This is a genomic window from Mesobaculum littorinae (assembly GCF_004011175.1).
GTDB classification, from domain to species: Bacteria; Pseudomonadota; Alphaproteobacteria; order Rhodobacterales; family Rhodobacteraceae; genus Tranquillimonas; species Tranquillimonas littorinae.
On sequence record NZ_RQXX01000002.1, the window covers coordinates 71,193 to 91,046 of the forward strand.

19 protein-coding genes are annotated in these 19,854 nt (G+C 67.9%); 13 read left to right on the forward strand and 6 right to left on the reverse strand.

The features are described from left to right. Positions 1-111 precede the first annotated feature (111 nt). The 5 genes from EKE94_RS05155 to EKE94_RS05165 all read left to right on the forward strand — a co-directional run bounded on the left by EKE94_RS05155 (position 112) and on the right by EKE94_RS05165 (position 2,647). On the forward strand, positions 112-1,104 hold the full coding sequence (locus tag EKE94_RS05155; RefSeq protein WP_127905552.1) for a hypothetical protein: 993 nt from the start codon (positions 112-114) through the stop codon (positions 1,102-1,104). Positions 1,105-1,434: 330 nt separating this feature from the next. Beyond that, positions 1,435-1,572, forward strand: a complete 138-nt coding sequence (locus EKE94_RS18620; protein WP_164870833.1) for a hypothetical protein — start codon at positions 1,435-1,437, stop codon at positions 1,570-1,572. Positions 1,573-1,686: 114 nt separating this feature from the next. Continuing rightward, positions 1,687-1,890 carry a hypothetical protein gene (locus EKE94_RS05160; protein ID WP_127905553.1) on the forward strand — a complete coding sequence of 68 codons (204 nt, stop codon included), beginning with the start codon at positions 1,687-1,689 and terminating at the stop codon, positions 1,888-1,890. 118 nt (positions 1,891-2,008) lie between these two features. Continuing rightward, complete coding sequence (locus EKE94_RS18625; RefSeq protein WP_164870834.1) at positions 2,009-2,146, forward strand: hypothetical protein; 138 nt, start codon at positions 2,009-2,011, stop codon at positions 2,144-2,146. Between the two features lie 129 nt (positions 2,147-2,275). After that, a complete protein-coding gene (locus EKE94_RS05165; protein ID WP_127905554.1) occupies positions 2,276-2,647 on the forward strand; it encodes a type 1 glutamine amidotransferase family protein in 372 nt (123 codons plus the stop codon). A 1,032-nt stretch (positions 2,648-3,679) separates the two neighbouring features. Here the strand turns inward: EKE94_RS05165 and EKE94_RS05170 are convergent. Further along, positions 3,680-6,217 (reverse strand): glycosyltransferase, encoded by a 2,538-nt coding sequence (locus EKE94_RS05170; RefSeq protein WP_127905555.1) that lies wholly within the window; start codon positions 6,215-6,217, stop codon positions 3,680-3,682. 500 nt (positions 6,218-6,717) lie between these two features. Here EKE94_RS05170 and EKE94_RS18755 point away from each other — a divergent pair, with 500 nt between their 5' ends. The 8 genes from EKE94_RS18755 to EKE94_RS05210 all read left to right on the forward strand — a co-directional run bounded on the left by EKE94_RS18755 (position 6,718) and on the right by EKE94_RS05210 (position 14,141). Beyond that, positions 6,718-6,867: a hypothetical protein gene (locus tag EKE94_RS18755; RefSeq protein ID WP_206615021.1), complete on the forward strand. Its 150-nt coding sequence runs from the start codon at positions 6,718-6,720 to the stop codon at positions 6,865-6,867. A gap of 5 nt (positions 6,868-6,872) precedes the next feature. After that, positions 6,873-7,367: an FCD domain-containing protein gene (locus EKE94_RS18760; protein WP_206615022.1), complete on the forward strand. Its 495-nt coding sequence runs from the start codon at positions 6,873-6,875 to the stop codon at positions 7,365-7,367. Continuing rightward, positions 7,364-8,296, forward strand: a complete 933-nt coding sequence (locus tag EKE94_RS05180; RefSeq protein WP_127906284.1) for a dihydrodipicolinate synthase family protein — start codon at positions 7,364-7,366, stop codon at positions 8,294-8,296. Before EKE94_RS18760 ends, EKE94_RS05180 begins: the two co-directional genes overlap by 4 nt. Positions 8,297-8,321: 25 nt before the next feature. Then, entirely contained in the window at positions 8,322-9,611 is a 1,290-nt protein-coding gene (locus EKE94_RS19135) for a proline racemase family protein (RefSeq protein ID WP_328590466.1), read from the forward strand. A gap of 48 nt (positions 9,612-9,659) precedes the next feature. Further along, positions 9,660-11,018 (forward strand): NAD(P)/FAD-dependent oxidoreductase, encoded by a 1,359-nt coding sequence (locus EKE94_RS05195; RefSeq protein WP_127905556.1) that lies wholly within the window; start codon positions 9,660-9,662, stop codon positions 11,016-11,018. Positions 11,019-11,129: 111 nt separating this feature from the next. Then, on the forward strand, positions 11,130-12,266 hold the full coding sequence (locus EKE94_RS05200; protein ID WP_127905557.1) for an ABC transporter substrate-binding protein: 1,137 nt from the start codon (positions 11,130-11,132) through the stop codon (positions 12,264-12,266). Positions 12,267-12,318: 52 nt separating this feature from the next. After that, on the forward strand, positions 12,319-13,380 hold the full coding sequence (locus EKE94_RS05205) for a FecCD family ABC transporter permease (RefSeq protein WP_127905558.1): 1,062 nt from the start codon (positions 12,319-12,321) through the stop codon (positions 13,378-13,380). Next, positions 13,374-14,141, forward strand: a complete 768-nt coding sequence (locus EKE94_RS05210) for an ABC transporter ATP-binding protein (RefSeq protein WP_127905559.1) — start codon at positions 13,374-13,376, stop codon at positions 14,139-14,141. The genes EKE94_RS05205 and EKE94_RS05210 overlap by 7 nt, the downstream gene beginning before the upstream one ends. A gap of 74 nt (positions 14,142-14,215) precedes the next feature. Here EKE94_RS05210 and EKE94_RS05215 read toward each other — a convergent pair whose 3' ends face one another. The 5 genes from EKE94_RS05215 to EKE94_RS05235 form a co-directional block, all read right to left on the reverse strand. Next, positions 14,216-15,430 (reverse strand): cytochrome P450, encoded by a 1,215-nt coding sequence (locus EKE94_RS05215; protein WP_127905560.1) that lies wholly within the window; start codon positions 15,428-15,430, stop codon positions 14,216-14,218. 152 nt (positions 15,431-15,582) lie between these two features. Continuing rightward, complete coding sequence (locus EKE94_RS05220; protein WP_127905561.1) at positions 15,583-16,578, reverse strand: LLM class flavin-dependent oxidoreductase; 996 nt, start codon at positions 16,576-16,578, stop codon at positions 15,583-15,585. Positions 16,579-16,957: 379 nt separating this feature from the next. Next, positions 16,958-17,941 carry an endonuclease/exonuclease/phosphatase family protein gene (locus EKE94_RS05225; protein WP_127905562.1) on the reverse strand — a complete coding sequence of 328 codons (984 nt, stop codon included), beginning with the start codon at positions 17,939-17,941 and terminating at the stop codon, positions 16,958-16,960. After that, positions 17,938-19,011: a sn-glycerol-3-phosphate ABC transporter ATP-binding protein UgpC gene (ugpC, locus tag EKE94_RS05230; protein WP_127905563.1), complete on the reverse strand. Its 1,074-nt coding sequence runs from the start codon at positions 19,009-19,011 to the stop codon at positions 17,938-17,940. Before ugpC ends, EKE94_RS05225 begins: the two co-directional genes overlap by 4 nt. Next, entirely contained in the window at positions 19,011-19,853 is an 843-nt protein-coding gene (locus EKE94_RS05235; RefSeq protein ID WP_127905564.1) for an ABC transporter permease subunit, read from the reverse strand. Before EKE94_RS05235 ends, ugpC begins: the two co-directional genes overlap by 1 nt. Position 19,854 lies beyond the last annotated feature (1 nt).

Consider the following 19,854-nt stretch of genomic DNA (forward strand, 5'->3'; position numbering starts at 1 on the left):
CGTCTCCGAAGGGCAGCTCGGGGCTGCGTTGCCGCACTGGGCGCCGACGCGCCCCGTCGGGCGCGAGGGGGGCGCCCCGGGGCACGCGCACGCGTGTGAATCGGGGGACTTATGGCGCTTTACGTAACGGCTGCGGGCCTCGCCTCGGTGCTGGCCCCGACGCTTGCGGGGACGCGTGCGGCGCTGCGGGAGGGCCGGACCATGCTGCGCCGCCAGCGTGGTTTCCTGGGGCCGGACTGGGCGCCGCTGACCACGGCACTTGCCGGCGAGCCCGATCCCGCCGGCCCGGTGACCCGGATGACCGCCCTGGCCTGTCAAGCGCTCGACGATCTTGCAGCCGCGGCGCCTGACCTGCCCCAAGAGGACGTTGCCATCGCCGTCCTGCTGCCCGAACCTCGGGACGGGATCGATGCCGACATGGCCCAGAAACTGGGCGACGCGCTGGTGGCCGAGGCGGCGCAGCGTCTGGGGGTCAGGTTCGTCCAGCCGACCCTGCATCTCGATGCCGGGTGCGCGCTGGCCGCCGCCCTGTCCGCGCGCGCGGACGAGGTCGAAGCGGGCCAGACCCTGCTGGTGCTGGCCGTCGACAGCCACGCCGCGCGCGATCGGCTGAACGCCCTGAACAACGCACGGCGCCTGTTCTCGAAGGCCACACCCTACGGCGCGATCCCGGGCGAAGGCGCGGTGGCCCTGGTCGTCACCGCTCGCCCGGACGGGGCGCGCGCCCGGATCGAAGGCCTCGGCATCGACGTGGAAGAGGTCGGCGAATTCGACCTCGGCGACAGCGACTATGCCGCGATCACGGCCAGTTGCTGGGACGCGCTGCCCGACGACGGGCGCATGGTCGACGTCTGGGTGACGGACTGGAACAACAGCCGTTACCGCGCGGCGGAGCTGTCGTATCTGCGGGTGCGGCTGGGATCGGTCCTCGCCCCGGGATGCGCGCCTGCGCACCAGGCGCTCGACACCGGCGATATCGGCGCTGCCGGGCCGGCCTTTGCCGTGGCGCTCGCGCTCGGGACGCCGGGCCTGATGCTGGTGACGGCGGGCTCGCCGGGATCGAACCTGCGCGCCGCCATCGCCCTGACCTTGTTCGAGGTCTGAGGGAAAGGGCGGGCCGGCATGCCCTGTGGCGGGCGAGCCGTCCCGCCAGATCCCGCCGCGATGCCGGAACGACCCCACCAGTCTATCCGCTGAGGTCGAGGGACAGCAGCGCGTATTGATGCTGATCTCAATCTCCACGGACCCCACGCCCGGGGCCCGCAACCTGATGGAGGCCGCCAGCGCCGCACAGATCGAACGGATCGTCTGGAACGTCGACGCCCGCATCCGCAAGGCTGACACCGGCGATCCGGGGGGGAGAAGTGGCGCCCGATCCCGGCGGACCGCCGGGCCAGTGGCCTGCCCTTCACCGCGCTGCAGCCGACCGTCTGCATGGAGAACGTCCTGATCCCCGCGATGGCGGCCAAGGTGGCCGAGATGACCGTGCTGGCCTGCCCGATGCCCCGGGGGGCCAGGACCCGCGTGATCAGCCACCAGGATGCCGCCGCCCACACCGTCGCGGCCCTCTAGTCCGACAATCGCGGCACCCTGATGATTTAGGTGAGCGGGCCCCGAATGCTGACTGGTGCGCAGACTGCCGCGCGGTTCGGTCGCGCGCCTGGCCGCGGGATCACGTCTCCCTCGATGCCGCCCGGAGACGTCGCCAGGGTCATCGCCTTCGGCGGCACCGGCAAGGCGATCGTGACGCATCACCGTAACGTCTTCGATCCCCCCGAGATCATGGCGTCGAACGCCGATCACGCGGCCTCGCTGGCGCAACTGCCGATCACGGCCACCTCGGTCGAGGGCTGGGCCCGGCTTTTCAACGCGGCACTGACGCGCGACTGACGGCGCCCCCCGGCCGACATCGCCCCCTCCGGTCGGGCCCCCCGCGTTTTCGCAGGGAGATCCCATGCTGATCCAGAGCATCTGCTGCCCCCATTTCACCACGACGGACCTGATCTGAGTGCGGCAAACGCTGTCGATGCGGCCCGGCGTCTCTCTCGAGGACATCGCCGCCACGCCGGGCCCCGTGCCCACCGATGCCGGCACCTCGCTTCTGGCCGAGACGTCTTTCGAGCCGCCTCGCGTCAGCCCGACATGATCCTGGTGCCCAGCGGGCAGGCCCCGTCGGTCGACGTGCCCGAAGACCGGCGGATGGTCGACTTCGTTACCGCCAGGGGGAGAGGCCAAGTGGGTCTGCTCGGCTTGCTCGGGCGCACTGCTCCCGGGGGTGACGGGGCTGCTTGAGGGGTATCGCGCCGCCTCGCTCTGGACGGTGATCGGCACGCTCGACTCCTTCGGCGCCATGCCCACGCATGAACCTGTGGTGAACGATCGCAACCAGGCTACCGACGGCGGCGTCGCGGCGGGTGTCGATTTCGGCCCGCCCCTCGCGGCGACAATCGTCGGGGTGGAGTATGCCCGGGTGCTGGAACTGGCCGTCGACCCCAATCCGCAGCCGCCCTTCAGCACACGCTACCCCCCGATCGCCGACGCGGACACGCCGGCCCGCGCGCGGCCCGTGATCGAGGAGAGCGTGTCGCCCGCCCGCATCCGCGCCCCGGACCGGCAGCGTCTTTCGCGGGATAAAGGGGCTCTGTGATCCTCGATAGCCATCGCACCCTCATCCGTCCCGAGGGGCGCACCGGCGGGCCGCGGCGCGGAACGCCGCCGTCATCGCGGCGGATCGGAGGACGCTGGTCGAGGCGACGGCGGCGGACCTGCCGGTCCCGGGCGCCGTCTGCGACGCGGGGCTTGCTGTGGGCACCCTGCATTTCTGGCCCGACCGTCTTGCGCGCCCGTCCGAGCTGCGCCCCTTCGCCCCCTTCGCCCCCTTCCTCCGCGCCTTCACGCCGCCATCCGGCGGCTCGGTCGCCGGCTATCCGGCGCTGTTCTGCCACGCCGGATATCTCGCTGGTTCAGGTCCCCGCGGCGGCCATGATCACGGGGCGGGCCGGACCTGCGGTCGGGCGCGCGCTATCTTTGCGAGCAGGGAGAGCCCGTTGGGTAGGGGAGAGATACTTGCCGGAGCGCGGACGAAGCCGCGGCACGATGCCGTTGTCATTAGGAGCCGGGGCCGTGCAGGGCGCCGCGTCAGGGTGAAGCGGCGTTGCGGGATCAGGAGCATACCGGCACGCCCTCACGGGTGGCCCGTCTGACAGTGCGTGGCGGGCCCCTCGACCCGTCCGCCTTTTCTCGCATGCCTTCCGTGTCTCCGTGACCCTGTTCTCCCGGTTGCGGCACAGCGCTTCTCCACGCCCCAGAAGGTGGATAGCTAACTTCAGGCTCAAGCCATCTGGCCTTCAAAAGAAACGGTGACGCCCGGGCCTTCAAATGTGGCACGCAGGGATAAACTCGGGGTTTGCCGCCCGTATCCCCCTGAAACTACAACAAACGTACCCTCTGCAAGGCAACTGGCACTCGGCTTTCTGGTGTCCAGGGGAGCCCTCTCCTTCCCGTGATAAGGGGAGGGTGTGAAAGCCGATTCGATCGGTCCTTTCAAATGCATCAAATGACCGCGTCAAGAAACTTTCGCCCCTTCAAGCCACCCCTAAGGTGGTTGAAGGGAAAGCACCCGACGTCTTGTGAAAGCGGGGCAGGGTGGTGGTAAAGTTCAATAGCCGTCTCGGACGTTTCAGCCTCTTGCCTTCTCCATGATCGCCAGCCGGAATCCATCACTTTCAGAGGATAGAGTCGTCTTGTCGTAATCGCCGTCACCACGGTTCGCCCACGACCATTCAGGTAGGCGGGTCGAAATGGAGTCGGAAGAAAACTTGTTTTCGACGATCTTTTGCACCTCGTTGAGGTAGCGAATGCGGTCGACTTCGTGCCGCGCCAGTTCTCGGATAAGCGGTGCTACCTCCTCCGGCTTGCAATAGAAGGCAAGATTGGCAAAGACTTCCTCGAATTTTGAGGGCAGTATGCATGGGATACCGGCGATCATTGCTTCGACAATGGTGCGGCCAAAACCTTCGTTGAGGGATGTGTTCGGGAAATATACGAAGGCATCCAGGTTCTGCAGGTATTCCTTCGGCGATATGCTGCCGAACTCGTGTACGGTCCAGTTTGCGGGCAGTGCCCCGAGAATACGGGCGGCATTCTTGGCGCCGCCCAGGATCTCTATGTGAAAGTCATCATCAGTCGGATACGCCGAGAGTAGAAGGTATTTATCCTCAAGCCATTTCTCGCCACCGTCGCGACCATGCCTCCCAATCCGATAGGGCGGTCGAAGTTCAGCGCGGGGTGGTACGTTATAGCTTTCAAGATCGAAAGTGGGCGTCCAGTCTCGTCCCGAAAAAGCATGGTCCCGGACGTCGGAACAGAGCTCGCGACGCATGACCGGGCTGATCGGGCAGATTTCCTTCTTTTCTGCGGAAACGTGATCGATTGTTTCGACCATGTCTGCGATGGAGTAAACCGCCTCCCCGGATGTCCGTTTTTGCGAGTTGTTGATTACGAAGTAGGCGCTGTTTGCGTGAACTTTAGATTCGTGAGCTTGGAAAAGTTGCGAAACTATCACGCCTGGGCTGCGAACGATCAAGGTCTTGCAAGCCAGTCGTGAAAAGTCGCCGAACGTCTTTATCAAGTGACCAAATTCATAGTAGCGTTCGGATATCGGCTTTCCAAGATCCCGGTCGACCGGGCAATGGATGAGCGTGATGTTCAGGCCTTTGCTCTGGAAAAACTTCAGCTCATCAATGGTTGATGACGCGTTCCCGCCGGGGAATCGCAGATCCGTGATAACACAGATATCGGTCGAGACCTCTCGTTCGGAGGATGTCGACGCGACTTTCACGTGCTCTTGGAAAACCTCTGCCGCTTTCCCCGGGGTATTGAGCGCGCTTTCGGGCGCAGGAAAACGTCTGGTGCGTTGCGGGAAATCAAGGTAATATTTATTGCCGCTCAGGCTTTGATGCCATTTCTGGAACTCGGTCTTGTAGTCACGGCGCTCCTTCGCAACCTTTCCCCCCGGCCCGTGGCCGAACTGAGGGTGGTTGGTCAGTCCGTCCGGGTTGTCGAGGCAGAACATTCCCACGGAGTGAAACCTTGGAAGTTGGTCACCCAAGGACGCCTCTAGCCGGTGAATAAGCTCGGAATCCCCGCCGAAGCGCATTTCATCCCAATGCCCGACGCGCTGATCAAGGAATATACGGTCGCACATCATGGATATAAAGCCCGCGACGCAAGCGCCGTCTGCAGTGTTTTTCCCTATGGGGGAGAAACGGCAGAACTTGCCGCTGCCGGTCATGCGAACCATACCCATCAGCGACGCAGTTTTCTTGCTTGCTGTCAGAAATTTTATGTGGCTCTCGAGCCTCTGTGGATGTGCCCAGTCATCTGCATCATGTCCGGTGACCCAAAGCCCCTGTGCATATTTGAGGGCGATATTCTTCGAAACATAAGGGCCAACATTCTGCGTATTGCGCAGAGGCAGTATTCGATCATCCTCCGCTGCGAGGGTTTTGATTATTTGCCAAGTGGTGTCGGTGCTCGCGTCGTCAACGATGATTAGTTGAACCGGCTGCCATGTTTGGTTCAGGATCGAGCGTACGGCATATTCGATGGTGCTGGCGGCATTCCATGCGGGCATGATCACTGTCACGAGTGGCCCGTGTTGGATCTTAGGGAGCTCGGACGTAGTCAGCCGTTCGAACAGCGACCCCAGGTAACCTTTGAGCTTTATAGGAGCGAGGTCAAAGTGGGTCAGGAACTCGTTCACCTGATCCCGCCACGATTCAAAGTTCCGTTTCTTAGACGCCGCATTGGCCTTCAGCAAGCTGAGCGTATGCCGGGTTTTCTCTGAAAGATGTTCGTCGGCAAGTCGAATTGCCCGCGTGTCATGCCCCGCATCTGCATCAAGGCTGGCCGCCCACAGAACCTTGGCCGGGTCAGGTGCAAGATGAGGTTGAGGTTTGCGCGTCAGGTAGTGAAGGAACGGATCCAGATTGTTCTTCTTAACGGTTTTATGGGTGTTCAAGTAAAATTCAGTGGAAAAATCTGGGTTCGGGTCGCGCAGCATTGCTGCGCCATATTTCACATAGTGTTCGACCGGATCCATTCCAAGTGCGGCCACGTCTTGGTATGTTTCCAGATACCATTTTTCATCGCAAAGGCCGGAATCCCGAATTCGAGCGATGTTTTTCATAATCTCGTCATCAGTTTTCCAGTTCATTATTCTTCCTTTGAACTACTTTGAACATGAAAGTCGGATTAATTCTCGCAGATCGATGCTGATCGGCGTTTTGGCTGGGTAATGCCCGCACATACTGTCCGTGACAAGCGTGTTCCCTGCGTCGGCAAGGCTCTGAGATGTCTCGACAGCACAGGCCGTTCAAGGCTTGACCTGTCGGGGCGAGGTCACCCGGGTCGTCTACAGCGGTTTCATGCCGACCCTCCTCGGCCCAAGTATGCTCTGCGTCGTCTGACGATGGATCCGTCGGGGGTATGGGCGGAGGGACAGGATGTCCGGGCGTGGTTCCCCGACGAACAAACTCCGCCGCGGCTTCGGCCGAACAGCATGTTGTAAGCCATTCTGACGCAACGGTTGGGCCTTCTCGAAAGGTCCGATTGACCCGCAACAGCCGTTGATCTTGGTTAGCGTGGTCTTCCTGTAGGTTAGGTGCGTGGATCCGTCGTAACGGGGGGCGATGGAATGGAGTGCAGAGGATCAGAATGAAGGGTCGGACGCCTCGACCCAAGCACCCCGATCCCGATGGCCCCCTGCGGCTGGCCGCCGAGGGGTTGCTTGCCACCCTGACCAACCGCACGACCATCGCGACACCGATCGATTTCGCGGGGCTCGGGCCTTCTTCGATGCGCTGACGCTGGTGTATCGCGTCACCACCAGGGCGGTGGCGCCGCATCATGCGGCCTTCGCCACGGCGGTCGAGGCGCGAGATGTCCCGGCGATGATCGCCAGCAACCGCGAGTTTCATGCCGCCATCGCCGAGGCCGGGAGCACTGCCTGCTATGCCAACCTCATTCGCGGTCTCCTGGACGAAAAGCGGCGGATCCTGCGGCTCTATTGGCGCTCGTACGACGATGATCTGCCGCGCCGCTACGTGACCGAACACGAGGGTTTCCTGGTCGCCATCACCGCCCGCGACGTCGCGGGGGTGGCCGGCTGGCCCGCGCGCATGCCGACCGGATCATGCGTCAGATCCGGACCTTCATCGACACCGAGGGTCGCAGCGATCCGGACCTCGACCTGCCCTGGCAGTTTGTATTTTGTTTGTCGACCGGGCGCGGGCAGGCAGCTACGCTCGCCCCAGTGGCCCGCGGCCGGATGCCGATGCGCCCGCACTGCAAAGGACCCGACATGAGCGACACGATTTTCACCGGCTGCATCCCGGCCCTGATGACGCCCTGCAAGGCGGACCGGACGCCCGATTTCGACGCGCTCGCCCGCAAGGGGCAGGAGCTGATCGCGGCGGGGATGTCGGCGGTCGTCTACTGCGGGTCGATGGGCGACTGGCCGCTTCTGACCGACGCGCAGCGGATGGCGGGGGTCGAGGCGCTGGTGCAGGCGGGCGTGCCGGTCATCGTGGGGACGGGGGCGGTCAACTCGGCCTCTGCGGTGGCGCTGGCCGCGCATGCCGCGCAGGCGGGGGCGGCGGGGCTGATGGTGATCCCGCGGGTGCTGTCGCGCGGCACCTCGGTCGCGGCGCAGCGGGCGCATTTCGGGGCCATCCTCGATGCCGCGCCCGACCTGCCGGCGGTGATCTACAACAGCCCGCACTACGGTTTTGCCACCCGCGCCGACCTGTTCTTCGACCTGCGCAGCCACCATCCCAACCTGATCGGGTTCAAGGAGTTCGGCGGCGCCGCGGACCTGTCCTATGCGGCCGAGCACATCACCTCGGGCGATGCGGCGCTGACGCTGATGGTGGGCGTCGACACGCAGGTGTTCCACGGCTTCGTCAGGTGCGGCGCGACCGGCGCGATCACCGGGATCGGCAACGCCCTGCCGCGCGAGGTGCTGCATCTGGTTGACCTCTGCCGCGCGGCCGCGCGTGGCGATGCCGCGGCCCGGGCCCGCGCGCAGGAGCTGGAAGAGGCGTTGATGGTGCTGTCGAAGTTCGACGAGGGCGTCGACCTGGTCTTGTTCTACAAGTGGCTGATGGTCCTGAACGGCGACGAGGAATACAGCCTGCACTTCAACGAAACCGACGTGCTGACTCCGGCCCAGAAGGCCTTTGCCGAAACGCAGTACACCCAGTTCCGGGCGTGGTACGCCGACTGGGCGGCCTGACCGCGGGATCGAGGAGCGCGCTCCGATGCGGGTGATCGACAGCCATACCGGGGGCGAGCCCACGCGCGTCATCCTGGACGGGTTTCCCGATCTGGGCGCGGGGCCGCTTGCCGACCGGGCCGCGCGGCTGGCGGGGCCGCATCGCGACGCCTACCGCGCCGTGGTGCTTGAGCCACGCGGGCAGGTGGCGATGGTGGGGGCACTGCTGGTGCCGCCGACCGATCCCGGCTGCGTCACCGGTGTGATCTTCTTCGACGTGGCCGCGGTGCTGGGGATGTGCGGGCACGGCACCATCGGTGTGGCCGTGACGCTGGTCAGGCTGGGGCGCATCGGGATCGGGCGCCACCGGATCGAAACCCCTGCTGGCATCGTGACGGTCGAGGTGCATGACCCCGCCACCGTCACCGTGACCAACATCGAAAGCCGCCGGTCCGCGGCAGGCGTCGCGGTCGACGTGCCCGGGCTGGGGCGGTTGACGGGCGATGTCGCCTATGGCGGCAACTGGTTCTACCTGGTCGAGGACAGCCCCCTGCCGGTCGAGCCCGCCAACATTCCGCGCCTGACGGAGGCTGCGATCGCGACCCGCTCGGCGCTGGCGCAGGCCGGAATAACGGGCGATGACGGGGCGGCCATCGACCACGTCATCTTTTACGGGCCCGCGGGCGAAGGGGCGTCGCATGGCGAGCTGACCGCGCCGGAGCGGAGCCAGGCGGGGCGGAGACATGCGGAGCTGAGACAGGCGCATCTGAGACAGGCGGGGCCGGGCGAAACGGGATCGGCGGAGGCAGGCGCTTCCCGGGGCAGGGCGCCGCAGGCAGGCACCGCCCATGGCGGCAGCGCGCAGCCCGGGAGCAGGGCGGCAGCGTGGGCAGTGTCCGGGCCGGCGCCGTCGCCGTCCGCCCCCGGTAGTGCGGGGCAGCCCGGCATGGACCAGTCTGGGGCCGGCAGATCCGGGCCGGACCAACCCGGGGCGGGCCAACCCGGGGACGGCCAATCAATTCCGCCTCGGATGGGCCTCTCCGGCGAAGTGCCGTCCAGCCGCAACTTCGTGCTCTGCCCCGACGACGCCTATGACCGGTCGCCCTGCGGCACCGGGTGTTCGGCGCGGCTGGCCTGCCTTGCCGCCGACGGGCGTCTGGCCGAAGGGGTGGAGATCGTGCAGCACAGCATCATAGGGTCGACCTACCGCCTGTCGTGGCACAGGGGGGGCGCGGGCGGCGTGATCCCGTCCATCACCGGCCGCGCCTACGTGATGGCCGAGGCCACGCTGATCTTCGACCCGGCGGACCCGTTCCGCACCGGCATCGCGCTCTGACCGGGCGCGGCGCGCCGGGGCGGGGCAGGACACCGACAGGAGCCGCGCATGATCCTTCCTCCCGGGGCACACACCACTGGCCCGACCGACCAAGGGCACCACGGCAGCGATCCGCACGCGCCGGGCGCCCCGGGGCGCCGGGTCACCGTGATCGGCGCGGGGATCGTCGGCGTCACCACGGCACTCGCGCTGCAGATCGCCGGCCATGCCGTCACCCTGCTGGACCGTGGCGCGGTCGCGGGGGGCACCTCGGGCGGCAACGCGGGGGCCTTTGCCTTTTCGGACATCGAGCCGCTGGCCTCGCCGGGGATCCTGCGCAAGGCGCCGGGGTGGCTCATGGATCCGCTGGGCCCGCTGTCGCTGCGGCCGGGGCACGCGGTGCGGATGCTGCCGTGGCTCTACCATTTCTGGCGGTCGGGCCAGCCGGGGCGGCAGGCCGGGGCCATCGCCGCGCAGGCCCGGCTGATGGACCTGTCGCGCGCCGCGCTCGACCGGCTGCTCCCCGCCGTCGAGGGGGCGGCGCTGGTCCGGCGCGAAGGGCAGCTGCAGGTCTACGAAGGCGCGGCCGAGTTCCGCGCCAGCCTTCCCGCGTGGGAACTGAAGCGCGCCCACGGCATCGCCTTCGACCTGCTGGGCGGGCCCGGCGCCCTTGCCGAAATCCAGCCGGGGCTGGCGCCGCGCTTTACCCACGCGGGCTTTGTGCCCGGTTGGCTGAACGTCACCGACCCGCTGCTCTGGACGCGGCATCTGGCCCAATCCTTCGTCGCCGCCGGCGGCATGATTGCGCGGGGCGAGGTGCGGGGGCTGACCCAGCGCGACCACGGGGTCGAGATCGCCACGCCCGACGGCCCGCGCCACGCGGATCAGGTCGTGGTGGCGGCGGGGGCGTGGTCGCACCGGCTGGCCCGGACGCTGGGCGACCGGATCCCGCTGGAGACCGAGCGCGGCTACAACACGACCTTTCCCGACGCGCGCATCGCCGAGGGGATCGACCTGCGCACCCATGTCACCTTTGTCCGGCACGGCTTCGTCGTGTCGCGGGTGGGGGAGGGGCTGCGGATCGGCGGCGCGGTCGAGCTGGGCGGGCTGCGCCTGCCACCCGACTATCGCCGCGCCGACGTGCTGGTCGGCAAGGCAAGGACGTTCTTTCCCGGATTCGATCCCACGGGCGGCACGCGTTGGATGGGATTCCGCCCGTCGATGCCCGACAGCCTGCCCGCGATCGGCCGCTCGCCGCGCGCGCCCGGGGTGATCTATGCCTTCGGTCACGGGCACCTGGGCCTCACGCAATCCGCGGCGACGGCCGAGCTGGTCGCCGCGCTGGCCGCGGGCCGGCAACCCGCGCTCGACCTCGCGCCCTACGCGCCGCTGCGCTTCGGCGGAGCGCCGCGTGGCGACGGGACATGACGCGCAGGCGCGGAGCGCCCGACCACAGCTCCCAGCGCGGTCGATATTAAAGGTTGACCGAAACGGTCGGAAAAACTAGGCCTCGCATCGTTCGTCACCTGAGGTTTTCCGATGCACCTTCGTCTCATGCTCTGCGCCTCTGCGCTGGGCCTCTCCGCCGCCAGCCTTGCGCACGCCGATCCCATCACCCTGACCGACATCGCCGGTCGCGAGGTCACGGTCGACGCGCCGGTCGAGCGCGTGATCCTGGGCGAGGGCCGGCAGATCTTCTTCACCTCCGTTCTCGACGGGAATGATCCCTTTGCCCGCGTCGTGGGCTGGCGCGACGATCTGGCCGATGCCGCGCCGGAAAGCTATGCCGCCTATGCCGAGAAGTTTCCCGAACTGACCGAGATCCCGACCTTCGGCGGCTTCAAGGACGGCACCTTCGACATCGAACAGGCGGTGTCGCTCGATCCCGACGTGATGCTGATGAACCTTGAGTCCAAGGCCGCCACGGACGAGGCGGATTACGAGGAGAAGCTTGCCAAGGTCGGTATTCCGATCGTCTACGTGGATTTCCGAGAAAAGCCCTTTGAACACACCCAGCAGTCGATGGAGATCATCGGCGCGCTGTTCGGGGAAGAGGACCGCGCGGCCGAGTTCAACGCCTTCTACGACGCGCAGATGGCGCGGGTCACCGACGTGATCGACGCGCAGCAGGACCTGGAGCGCCCGCTGACCTTCGTCGAACGCGCGGGCGGGTATTCCGAGGATTGCTGCATGTCCTTCGGCGACGGCAATTTCGGCCGCTTCGTCGAACTGGCGGGCGGGCGGAACATGGCCAGCCCCTTCATCCCCGGCACCTTCGGCACGGTGAACCCCGAACAGGTCATCGCCTCGGATCCCGACCAGATCGTCGTGACGGGCGGCAACTGGGAGGCCTACGTGCCGGGCGGGGCCTGGGTCGGCGTGGGCCCCGGGCTCGATCAGGCCGAGGCGCGGCGCAAGCTGGCCGCCCTGACCGAACGGCCCGCCTTTACCGGCGTTGCGGCGGTCGAATCCGGGCAGGTCCATGCGATCTGGCACCAGTTCTACAACAACCCCTACAGCTTCGTCGCCGTGCAAAGGCTGGCGACATGGCTGCACCCCGATCTCTTTCCCGACCTCGACCCCGAGGCGACGCTGAAGGAGCTGCACGACCGCTTCCTGCCCGTCGACTACCAGCCGGGCTACTGGGTGTCGCTGGACGCGACGCCCGCGAACTGATCCCGACAGGGTGGCCCCCGTGCCGGGGCCGCCCCTTGCCCGAGGGCCGCGCATGACCAGCCTGTCGACCGACGCCATTCCCCATGCCCAAAGCTATCGCGGCCTCGTCGCGCGGCGGCTGGCGATCCTTGTCGGGCTTGCCGCGGTTCTGGTGCTGTCGGTCGCGGTGGACGTGTCGCTCGGGCCCGCGCGCTATGCGCTGGGCGACGTTCTGCGCACGATCGTCGCGCCCGGCGCGGCGGACCTGCAGATGCGCGTCGTGATCTGGGACATCCGCATGCCGATGGCCCTTCTGGCCGTGACGGTGGGCGCCAGCCTGTCGCTGGCGGGCGCGCAGATGCAGACGATCCTCGCCAACCCACTGGCCAGCCCCTTCACGCTGGGCCTTTCGGCGGCGGCGAGCTTCGGCGCCGCGCTGGCGATGGTGCTGGGCGTGGCTATCTTTCCCGCGGCGGTGGGGCTGATGGTGCCGATCAACGCCTTTGCCATGGCGATGGCCGCGTCGCTTTTGATCTTCGGGCTGTCCACGCTGCGGGGTGTCACGGTGGAAACCATCGTGCTTCTGGGCATCGCGCTGGTCTTTTCGTTCAACGCGGCGTTGGCACTGCTGCAATACTTCGCGTCCGACCAGGCGCTGTCGGCCGTGGTGTTCTGGACCATGGGGAGCCTGACCAAGGCGACCTGGGGCAAGGTGGCGATCACCGCCGCGATCCTGGCGCTGTGTACGCCGCTCTTTGCCCGCCGCGCCTGGGCGCTGACCGCGATCCGGCTGGGCGAGGCGCGCGCCGCGGCTATGGGTGTGCCGGTCCGGCGGCTGCGGCTCGAGGCGCTGGTGCTGGTGTCGGTGCTGGCGGCGGTGCCGGTCAGCTTTGTGGGCACCATCGGCTTCATCGGCATCGTCGGCCCGCACGTCGCGCGGCTGCTGCTGGGCGAGGATCAGAGGTTCTTCCTGCCCGGCGCCATGTTGTCGGGCGCCGTGATCCTGTCGGCTACCTCGGTGCTGTCCAAGGCGCTGTTGCCGGGGGCGGTCCTGCCCATCGGCATCATCACCGCGCTGGTCGGCGTGCCCTTCTTCGCGGCACTGATCCTGACGAAGGGACGCAAGGCATGGTAAGCCTCGCCCTCGAACAAGTGGGCGCCCGCTATGGCCGGCGCGAGATCCTGTCGGATGCCACATGCGCGCCCGTCGCGGGCGGCGGGCTGACCGCGCTGGTGGGGGCCAACGCGGCGGGGAAATCCACGCTTTTCCGCCGGATTGCCGGACAGTTGCGCGGGCCGGGCATCGTCCGGCTGGAGGGGGCCGCCCCCCATGACCTGCGCTACATGCCCCAAGACACGGGGATGAGCGCGGCGCTGACCGTCTACGAATCCGTCATCCTCGCGCTCAAGCAGGGCGGCGGCGGCTGGCGGCTGTCGGCGGCGGAGCTGGCGGCGGTGGACGACGTGCTGCACCGCTTCGGCCTGGCTGACCTGGCACAGCGGCAACTGCCCGAGCTGTCGGGCGGGCAGCGGCAGTCGGTGTCGATCGCGCAGACGCTGGTGTCGCAGCCCAAGGTGGTGCTTATGGACGAGCCGACATCGGCGCTCGACCTCTTCCGCCAGTACGAGATCCTCGAGGCGCTGCGCCGCTACGCCGAGGAGACAGGCGCGGTGGTTATCCTTGCGCTGCACGACCTTAACCAGGTGATGCGGGCCTGTGCCACGACCCTGGCACTGGCCGAGGGGCGGATCATCGCCGCGGGCCCGACGCTCGAGGTGCTGACGCCCGAGATGATCAGCAGGCTCTACGGCATCGACAGCCGGGTCGAGCGCTGTTCGCGCGGCTGCCCGATGATGATCGTCGATGGCCCGTCGGGCCAGGCGCGGGCGGGCTAGGGGGCCGCGCGCGGACCTGACTGCGGGGCGCTGCGTGGGTGGTCGGTCAAGCGAGGTCGGGCAAGCGAGGTCAGTCAGGCGAGGTCGATCAGCATCCGGTCGCGCGGCAGCCCGGGCAGGGATGTCATGTCAAGCGTCAGGTCCTGCGGCGGCACCTGCCAGTCACGGGCGGCAAGCCAGCGCGCGACCTCTTCCATGATGCCCTTCGTGAACCACTCGCCGGGGCAGCGATGCCCGGTGGCATGGTCGCCGCCGCCCTGCGGGATCAGCGTGAAGGCATCGCCGCGCCAGTCGTGAAACCTGTCCGGGCTGAACCGGCCCGGCGCGGCCCAGGCTCGCGCGTCCCGGTTGGTGCCCCAGATGTCCAGCACGGTGGGCGTGCCCGCAGGTATCGGCACCCCGTCCCAGTCGGTGTCGCGACGCGCCCGGGCGATCAGCATCGGAAAGAACGGCGCGGTGCGGCGCACCTCCTGCACGATATCGGGGATCCTGTCACGTGTCGCGTCGGGAGCCGTGCGCATCTGTTCGGCGACGTCGGGATGCGCGTGCATGGCATGGACGAGAAAGGTCACGAAGGCCGAGATCGCGACCGTGGGGCGCAGCACGTTCAAAAGCTCGACCGCCGCGGTGCGCGGAGGCAGTCGCCGCCCGGCGGGATCGCGCCAGAGCGCGATTTCGCGCAGCGCAGTGTTCGGGGGTGGGGACAGATCGCCCGAGCGCACCGCGGCGATCAGCCGCTCGGCCCAGTCGTCGGCGGCGCGGCGGGCCGTGATACCGCCCAGCACCGACGGCGAAACCGGCACCGCATGTTCGAAAAGCTCGGAGAGCATGCGCGTGCGCCGCCCGAGCTCGTGGTCGGGCAGGGGCACCCCGGCCCAGTCGCAGACGGCGCGGGTCAGCACCCGCTCGGCCGCGTCCTGCACCGCGATCCGGCCCGACAGCCGGTCAAGCCCGCGGCGCACCCGGTCGGTCAGTTCGCTCACCCGGTCCGGGCCCACCAGCCGCAGAAACAGGGCCTTGCGTGCGCGGTGGTCGGGCCCGTCCAGCCCCTGTACCCCGCCACGTCCGAAAAGCGTGAGCTTGAGGAACAGCGGCGCGGCCTCCGCGCGGTGAAAGGCGTCGGAATAGAAGTGCCGGGCGGCGGCGGGGCCGGTCAGGAACACGGTCTTCCGCAGCATCAGGCGCGCGGTGAAGGCATCGCCGTCGCACCCCCGGGCTTGGCGCGAGACAAAGCGATAGGGATCGCGGGCAAGGGCGAGCGAGACGTCGAAGGGCGCATGTCGGGTCATGCCGCCGCAACGGCGCACAGGCCCGGCGGTTCCCTCAGGGTCCCGCCGCGCCCGCCTCACGCCGCGCACTTGTCCCGCCGGTGTCGCGACCCTTCCGGTGGTCGCGCCCGGCTGCCCTGCGCCGGGTCCACAGGAGGGCCTGGGCCGTGGGCTCAGGCAGCGGCGCGCCTTTCGCCCAGAACGTCGGCCGCGATCTCGAACGAGCGTTTGCGCGCCTCGTGGTCGTGGATCTGGCCCGTCAGGATCACCTCGTCGGGGCGGTAGGCCTCGATGAACCCGTCCAGCTGGGTGCGCACGCTCGAAGGGCTGCCGACGGCGGTGATCCGCAGCGCCTCGTCCACGCCGGCGCGCAACTGCGGGCCGATCTCGGCATCGATATCCTCGACCGGGCGGGGCAGCTTGCCGGGCTGGCCCGACCGCAGCCGGGCAAAGGCCTGCTGCATCGAGGTGCGCAGGTACCGGCCCTCGTCGTCCGTGTCGGCGGCAAAGACGTTGACGGCCAGCATGAAATGCGGCCGGTCGAGCGTGGGCGACGGCTTGAAATACCGCCGATAGACCTCGGCCGCCTGATCCAGCGCACCGGGCGCGAAATGCGAGGCAAAGGCGTAGGGCAGTCCCAGGTGCGCCGCGAGCTGCGCGCCGTAAAGGGACGAGCCCAGCATCCACACGGGCACATGCGTGCCTTCGCCGGGAAGTGCGCGCACCGCGGCACCGGGGCGCGGGTCGCCCAGGTAGGTCATCAACTCGACCACGTCGTCGGGAAAGCTGTCGGTCATGTCGCGCGACCGGCGCAGCGCGCGGGCCACCGCCATGTCGCCGCCGGGCGCACGGCCAAGGCCAAGGTCGATGCGGCCGGGGTGGATCGTTGCCAGCGTGCCGAATTGTTCGGCGATGGCGAGAGGGGCGTGGTTGGGCAGCATCACGCCGCCCGCCCCGACGCGGATGGTCGAGGTCGCATCGGCCACGTGCCCCAGCAGGACCGAGGTCGCGGCGCTGGCGATTCCGGCCATGTTGTGGTGCTCGGCCATCCAGAACCGGTGATAGCCCCAGCTTTCTGCCGCGCGCGCAAGGTCGACGGAATTGGCGATGGCCTGACCTGCATCGCTGCCTTCGGGGACGGGCGCGAGATCGAGCATGGAATAGCGCATGGGATCGGATCCTGTTCTTCTGGTTCCTTCGAGATGGGCGCCCGGCAGCGTATCGACAAGGGTTGCCGCGGCTGCGCCCCCGACGTCGCGCGGCCGACGTGGCATACGACGACGCCTGCCGCCACTGCGGCCACCCGAACAGCAGGTGGCGGCCGTCTGCGTCGCGGCGGCGTGGGGAAGGGGGGCACTGGGCGAAACGGGAGAGTGTCGTGCGCGACGGTCACTCGGCCGGGCAGCCGGGGTTGGTATCGGGGCCGCCGTGCCCGGGCTCGTCCCCCCGGGACGGGGAGGGGGTGGGGCCCGTAAAACGCAAGGGGCGGATGCACAACGGATCGCCCCTCCTCTCCCGGTGCAGGGGGGAGGCTGGTTCAGCGTGGCGTCAGGCCCCGGACAGGCCGCGGATCTGGGCCACGATCATGTCGTGGTCGGACAGCGGCGTGCCGTCGGGCCCCAGCGCGGGGCGGATCTCGACCGGGCCGAGGTCGACCCCACGGGCGAGGAACCAGTCCAGCTTCATCGCCCGCTGGGGAAAGCGGGTGATGAGGCTGGGGCGCGTGGTGGGCTGATCTTCGTCACCGCCGTGACGGGCAAACCCCGCGGCCTCGGCCACGGCGAACAGCCCCTCGGCCCGCCAGTCGCCGCCCGCGTGGTTGCCGGTGTTGAGGTCTCCGCCGATCAGCACCGGCAATCCGGGGAAGGCCGTGTCGAGCGCCGCGATCAGGCCTGCGACCTGCGCCTCGCGATGGGCAGCCGGGCTTGCGCTTTCCAGGTGGGTCGAGACGATCAGCAGCGGCCCCGCCGCGGTGTCGATCCGGGCGCCGACGGCGACCCGTTCGCCCAGCCGCGGCTGTTCGGCGTCGGAAAACCACTGCCGGTGCCCGTGAAGACGTAGGGCGAAGGTCTGCGCCAGGGCGGTGCGGGCCAGCACCGCGTTGCCATGCAGCCCGATGGCGTTTTCGGGGTCGGTGGCAAAGGACGCCTCGACCGGCGAGCCGAGGCCGAGCTCCACGAACTCGACCGCGTATGCGTAGCCCATGCCGAGCTTGCCCGCGACGGTGGCGGTCGTGTGCTCTTGCGCGGTGCGGGCCATGCCGCAATCCATCTCGGACAGCAGCAGCACGTCGCAATCGGCGGCGTGACTGGCCGAGGCTTCGGGAAAGAGACAGCGTTCGAGGTTCCATGCCCCCACGGTCAGGGGCAGCGGCAGGGGCGCGGTGGCGGCGCCCTGCGCGACCTCGACCGCGTTCAGCGCCCCGATGCCCGCCGCGTGGGCGTCATGGCTGGCCACGTCGCGCGCCAGCCCCGCGATGTTGCGATCCGCGGCGGTGGGGGCGGGCAGGGCCGGAACGGTGTCGCGGATCATGCCAGTTCACGGGCAGGCTGGGCCGCGGCCTCGTCCATGCGGCGGCCGGTTGCGACGTCGAAAAGATGCAGGGCGCCCGGATCGACCGCCAGCCGCAGATCGGAGGGCAGTGAGTCCGCCCCGGTTTCGGTCACGGCGATCTGCTGGCCTTCGACGAATCCGTGGATGATGCGCTGCGCGCCCAGCTCCTCGACGTAGTCGACCCGCATCGGCAGGGCGCCATCGGCGGCGATGCGCAGATCCTCGGCGCGCAGGCCAAGCGTCACCTCGCCTGCGGGCACGGTGGCGGGGGCCACGGCATGCTCGCCCACCCAGACCCGGCCATCGGCCACCCGTGCGTCCAGAAGGCTCATCGCGGGCGACCCGATGAAGGCCGCGACGAAGGACGAGGCCGGGCGGCGATAGACGTCGAGTGGGGCACCGATCTGTTCGACCGCGCCGTCGCGCAGCACGATCAGCCGGTCGGCCAGTGTCATCGCCTCGAGCTGGTCGTGGGTGACGTAAAGCGACGTGGTGCCCAGCCGCTTCTGCAGGCGCCGGATCTCGCCGCGCATGCTGACGCGCAGCTTGGCATCGAGGTTCGACAGCGGCTCGTCGAACAGAAACGCCGAGGGCTGCCGCACGATGGCGCGCCCCATCGCGACACGCTGGCGCTGGCCGCCCGACAGCGCGCGCGGCTTGCGATCGAGATAGGGGGCAAGTTCCAGCATCCGGGCCGCCTCGTCCACGCGCCGGGTGATTTCGTCCTTGGGCGTGCGGCGGTTCTTGAGACCGTAGGCCATGTTGTCGCGCACGCTCATGTGCGGGTAGAGCGCGTAGTTCTGGAACACCATGGCGATGTCGCGGTCGGCGGGGTCGAGCGTGTTGACCACCCGGTCGCCGATGCGGATCTCGCCATGCGTCACCGTCTCAAGCCCCGCGACCATGCGCAGAAGCGTGGACTTGCCGCAGCCCGAGGGGCCCACCAGCACCACGAATTCGCCGTCCTTGATGTCGACATTCACGTCGCGCACCGCGTCGACGCCGCCTGCATAGGTCTTGCCGACCGCCGAAAGGGTAACCGTTGCCATTACTTGTCGCTTTCCGTCAGGCCCTTGATGAACATGCGCTGGAACACCACCACCACGATGACGGGGGGGATCATGGCCAGCACGGCCAAGGCAAAGGCTTCGTTGTAATCGGGGATCTGGCTGCCGACCCAGACCTGCAGGATCGACTTGATCCCGCGCATCAGGGTGTAGAACGACTCGTCCGTCGTCATGATCAGCGGCCAGAGGTACTGGTTCCAGCCATAGATGAACATGATGATGAAGATCGCCGCCATCATCGTCTTCGACAGCGGCACCAGCACGTCGATGAAGAACTTCCAGGGCCCCGCGCCGTCGATCCGCGCGGCCTCCAGCAGCTCGTCCGGGACGGACTTGAAGAACTGGCGGAAAAAGAAGGTGCCGGTGGCCGAGGCCAGAAGCGGCACGATGAGCCCGGTGTAGGAGTTCAGCAGGCCAAGCGTCGCCATCACCTGGTAGGACGGCATGATCCGCACTTCGAGCGGCAGCAGAAGCGTCGTGAAGATCGCCCAGAACAGGATCGTGGCAAAGCGGAAGCGAAAATAGACCAGCGCATAGGCCGCGGTCATCGACAGCACGATCTTGCCCACGGCAAAGCCGAGGCCCATGATCAGCGAGTTGCCCAGCATCAAAAGGCCGGTGACGTCGCCGGTAAAGCCGCCGCGGGCGGTCAGCACCTTTTCGTAGGTCTGCCCGCCGTCGCCGCCCGGCGTCAGGTAGAGACCGTTCGAATGGATCTCGACCGCCGAATGGGTCGAGGACATGAGCGCCACGATCACCGGCAGCCCCATGAAGAGCGCGCCGAGGATGAGGACAAGGTGGTCGAGGGGTTTCACGCGTTGCATT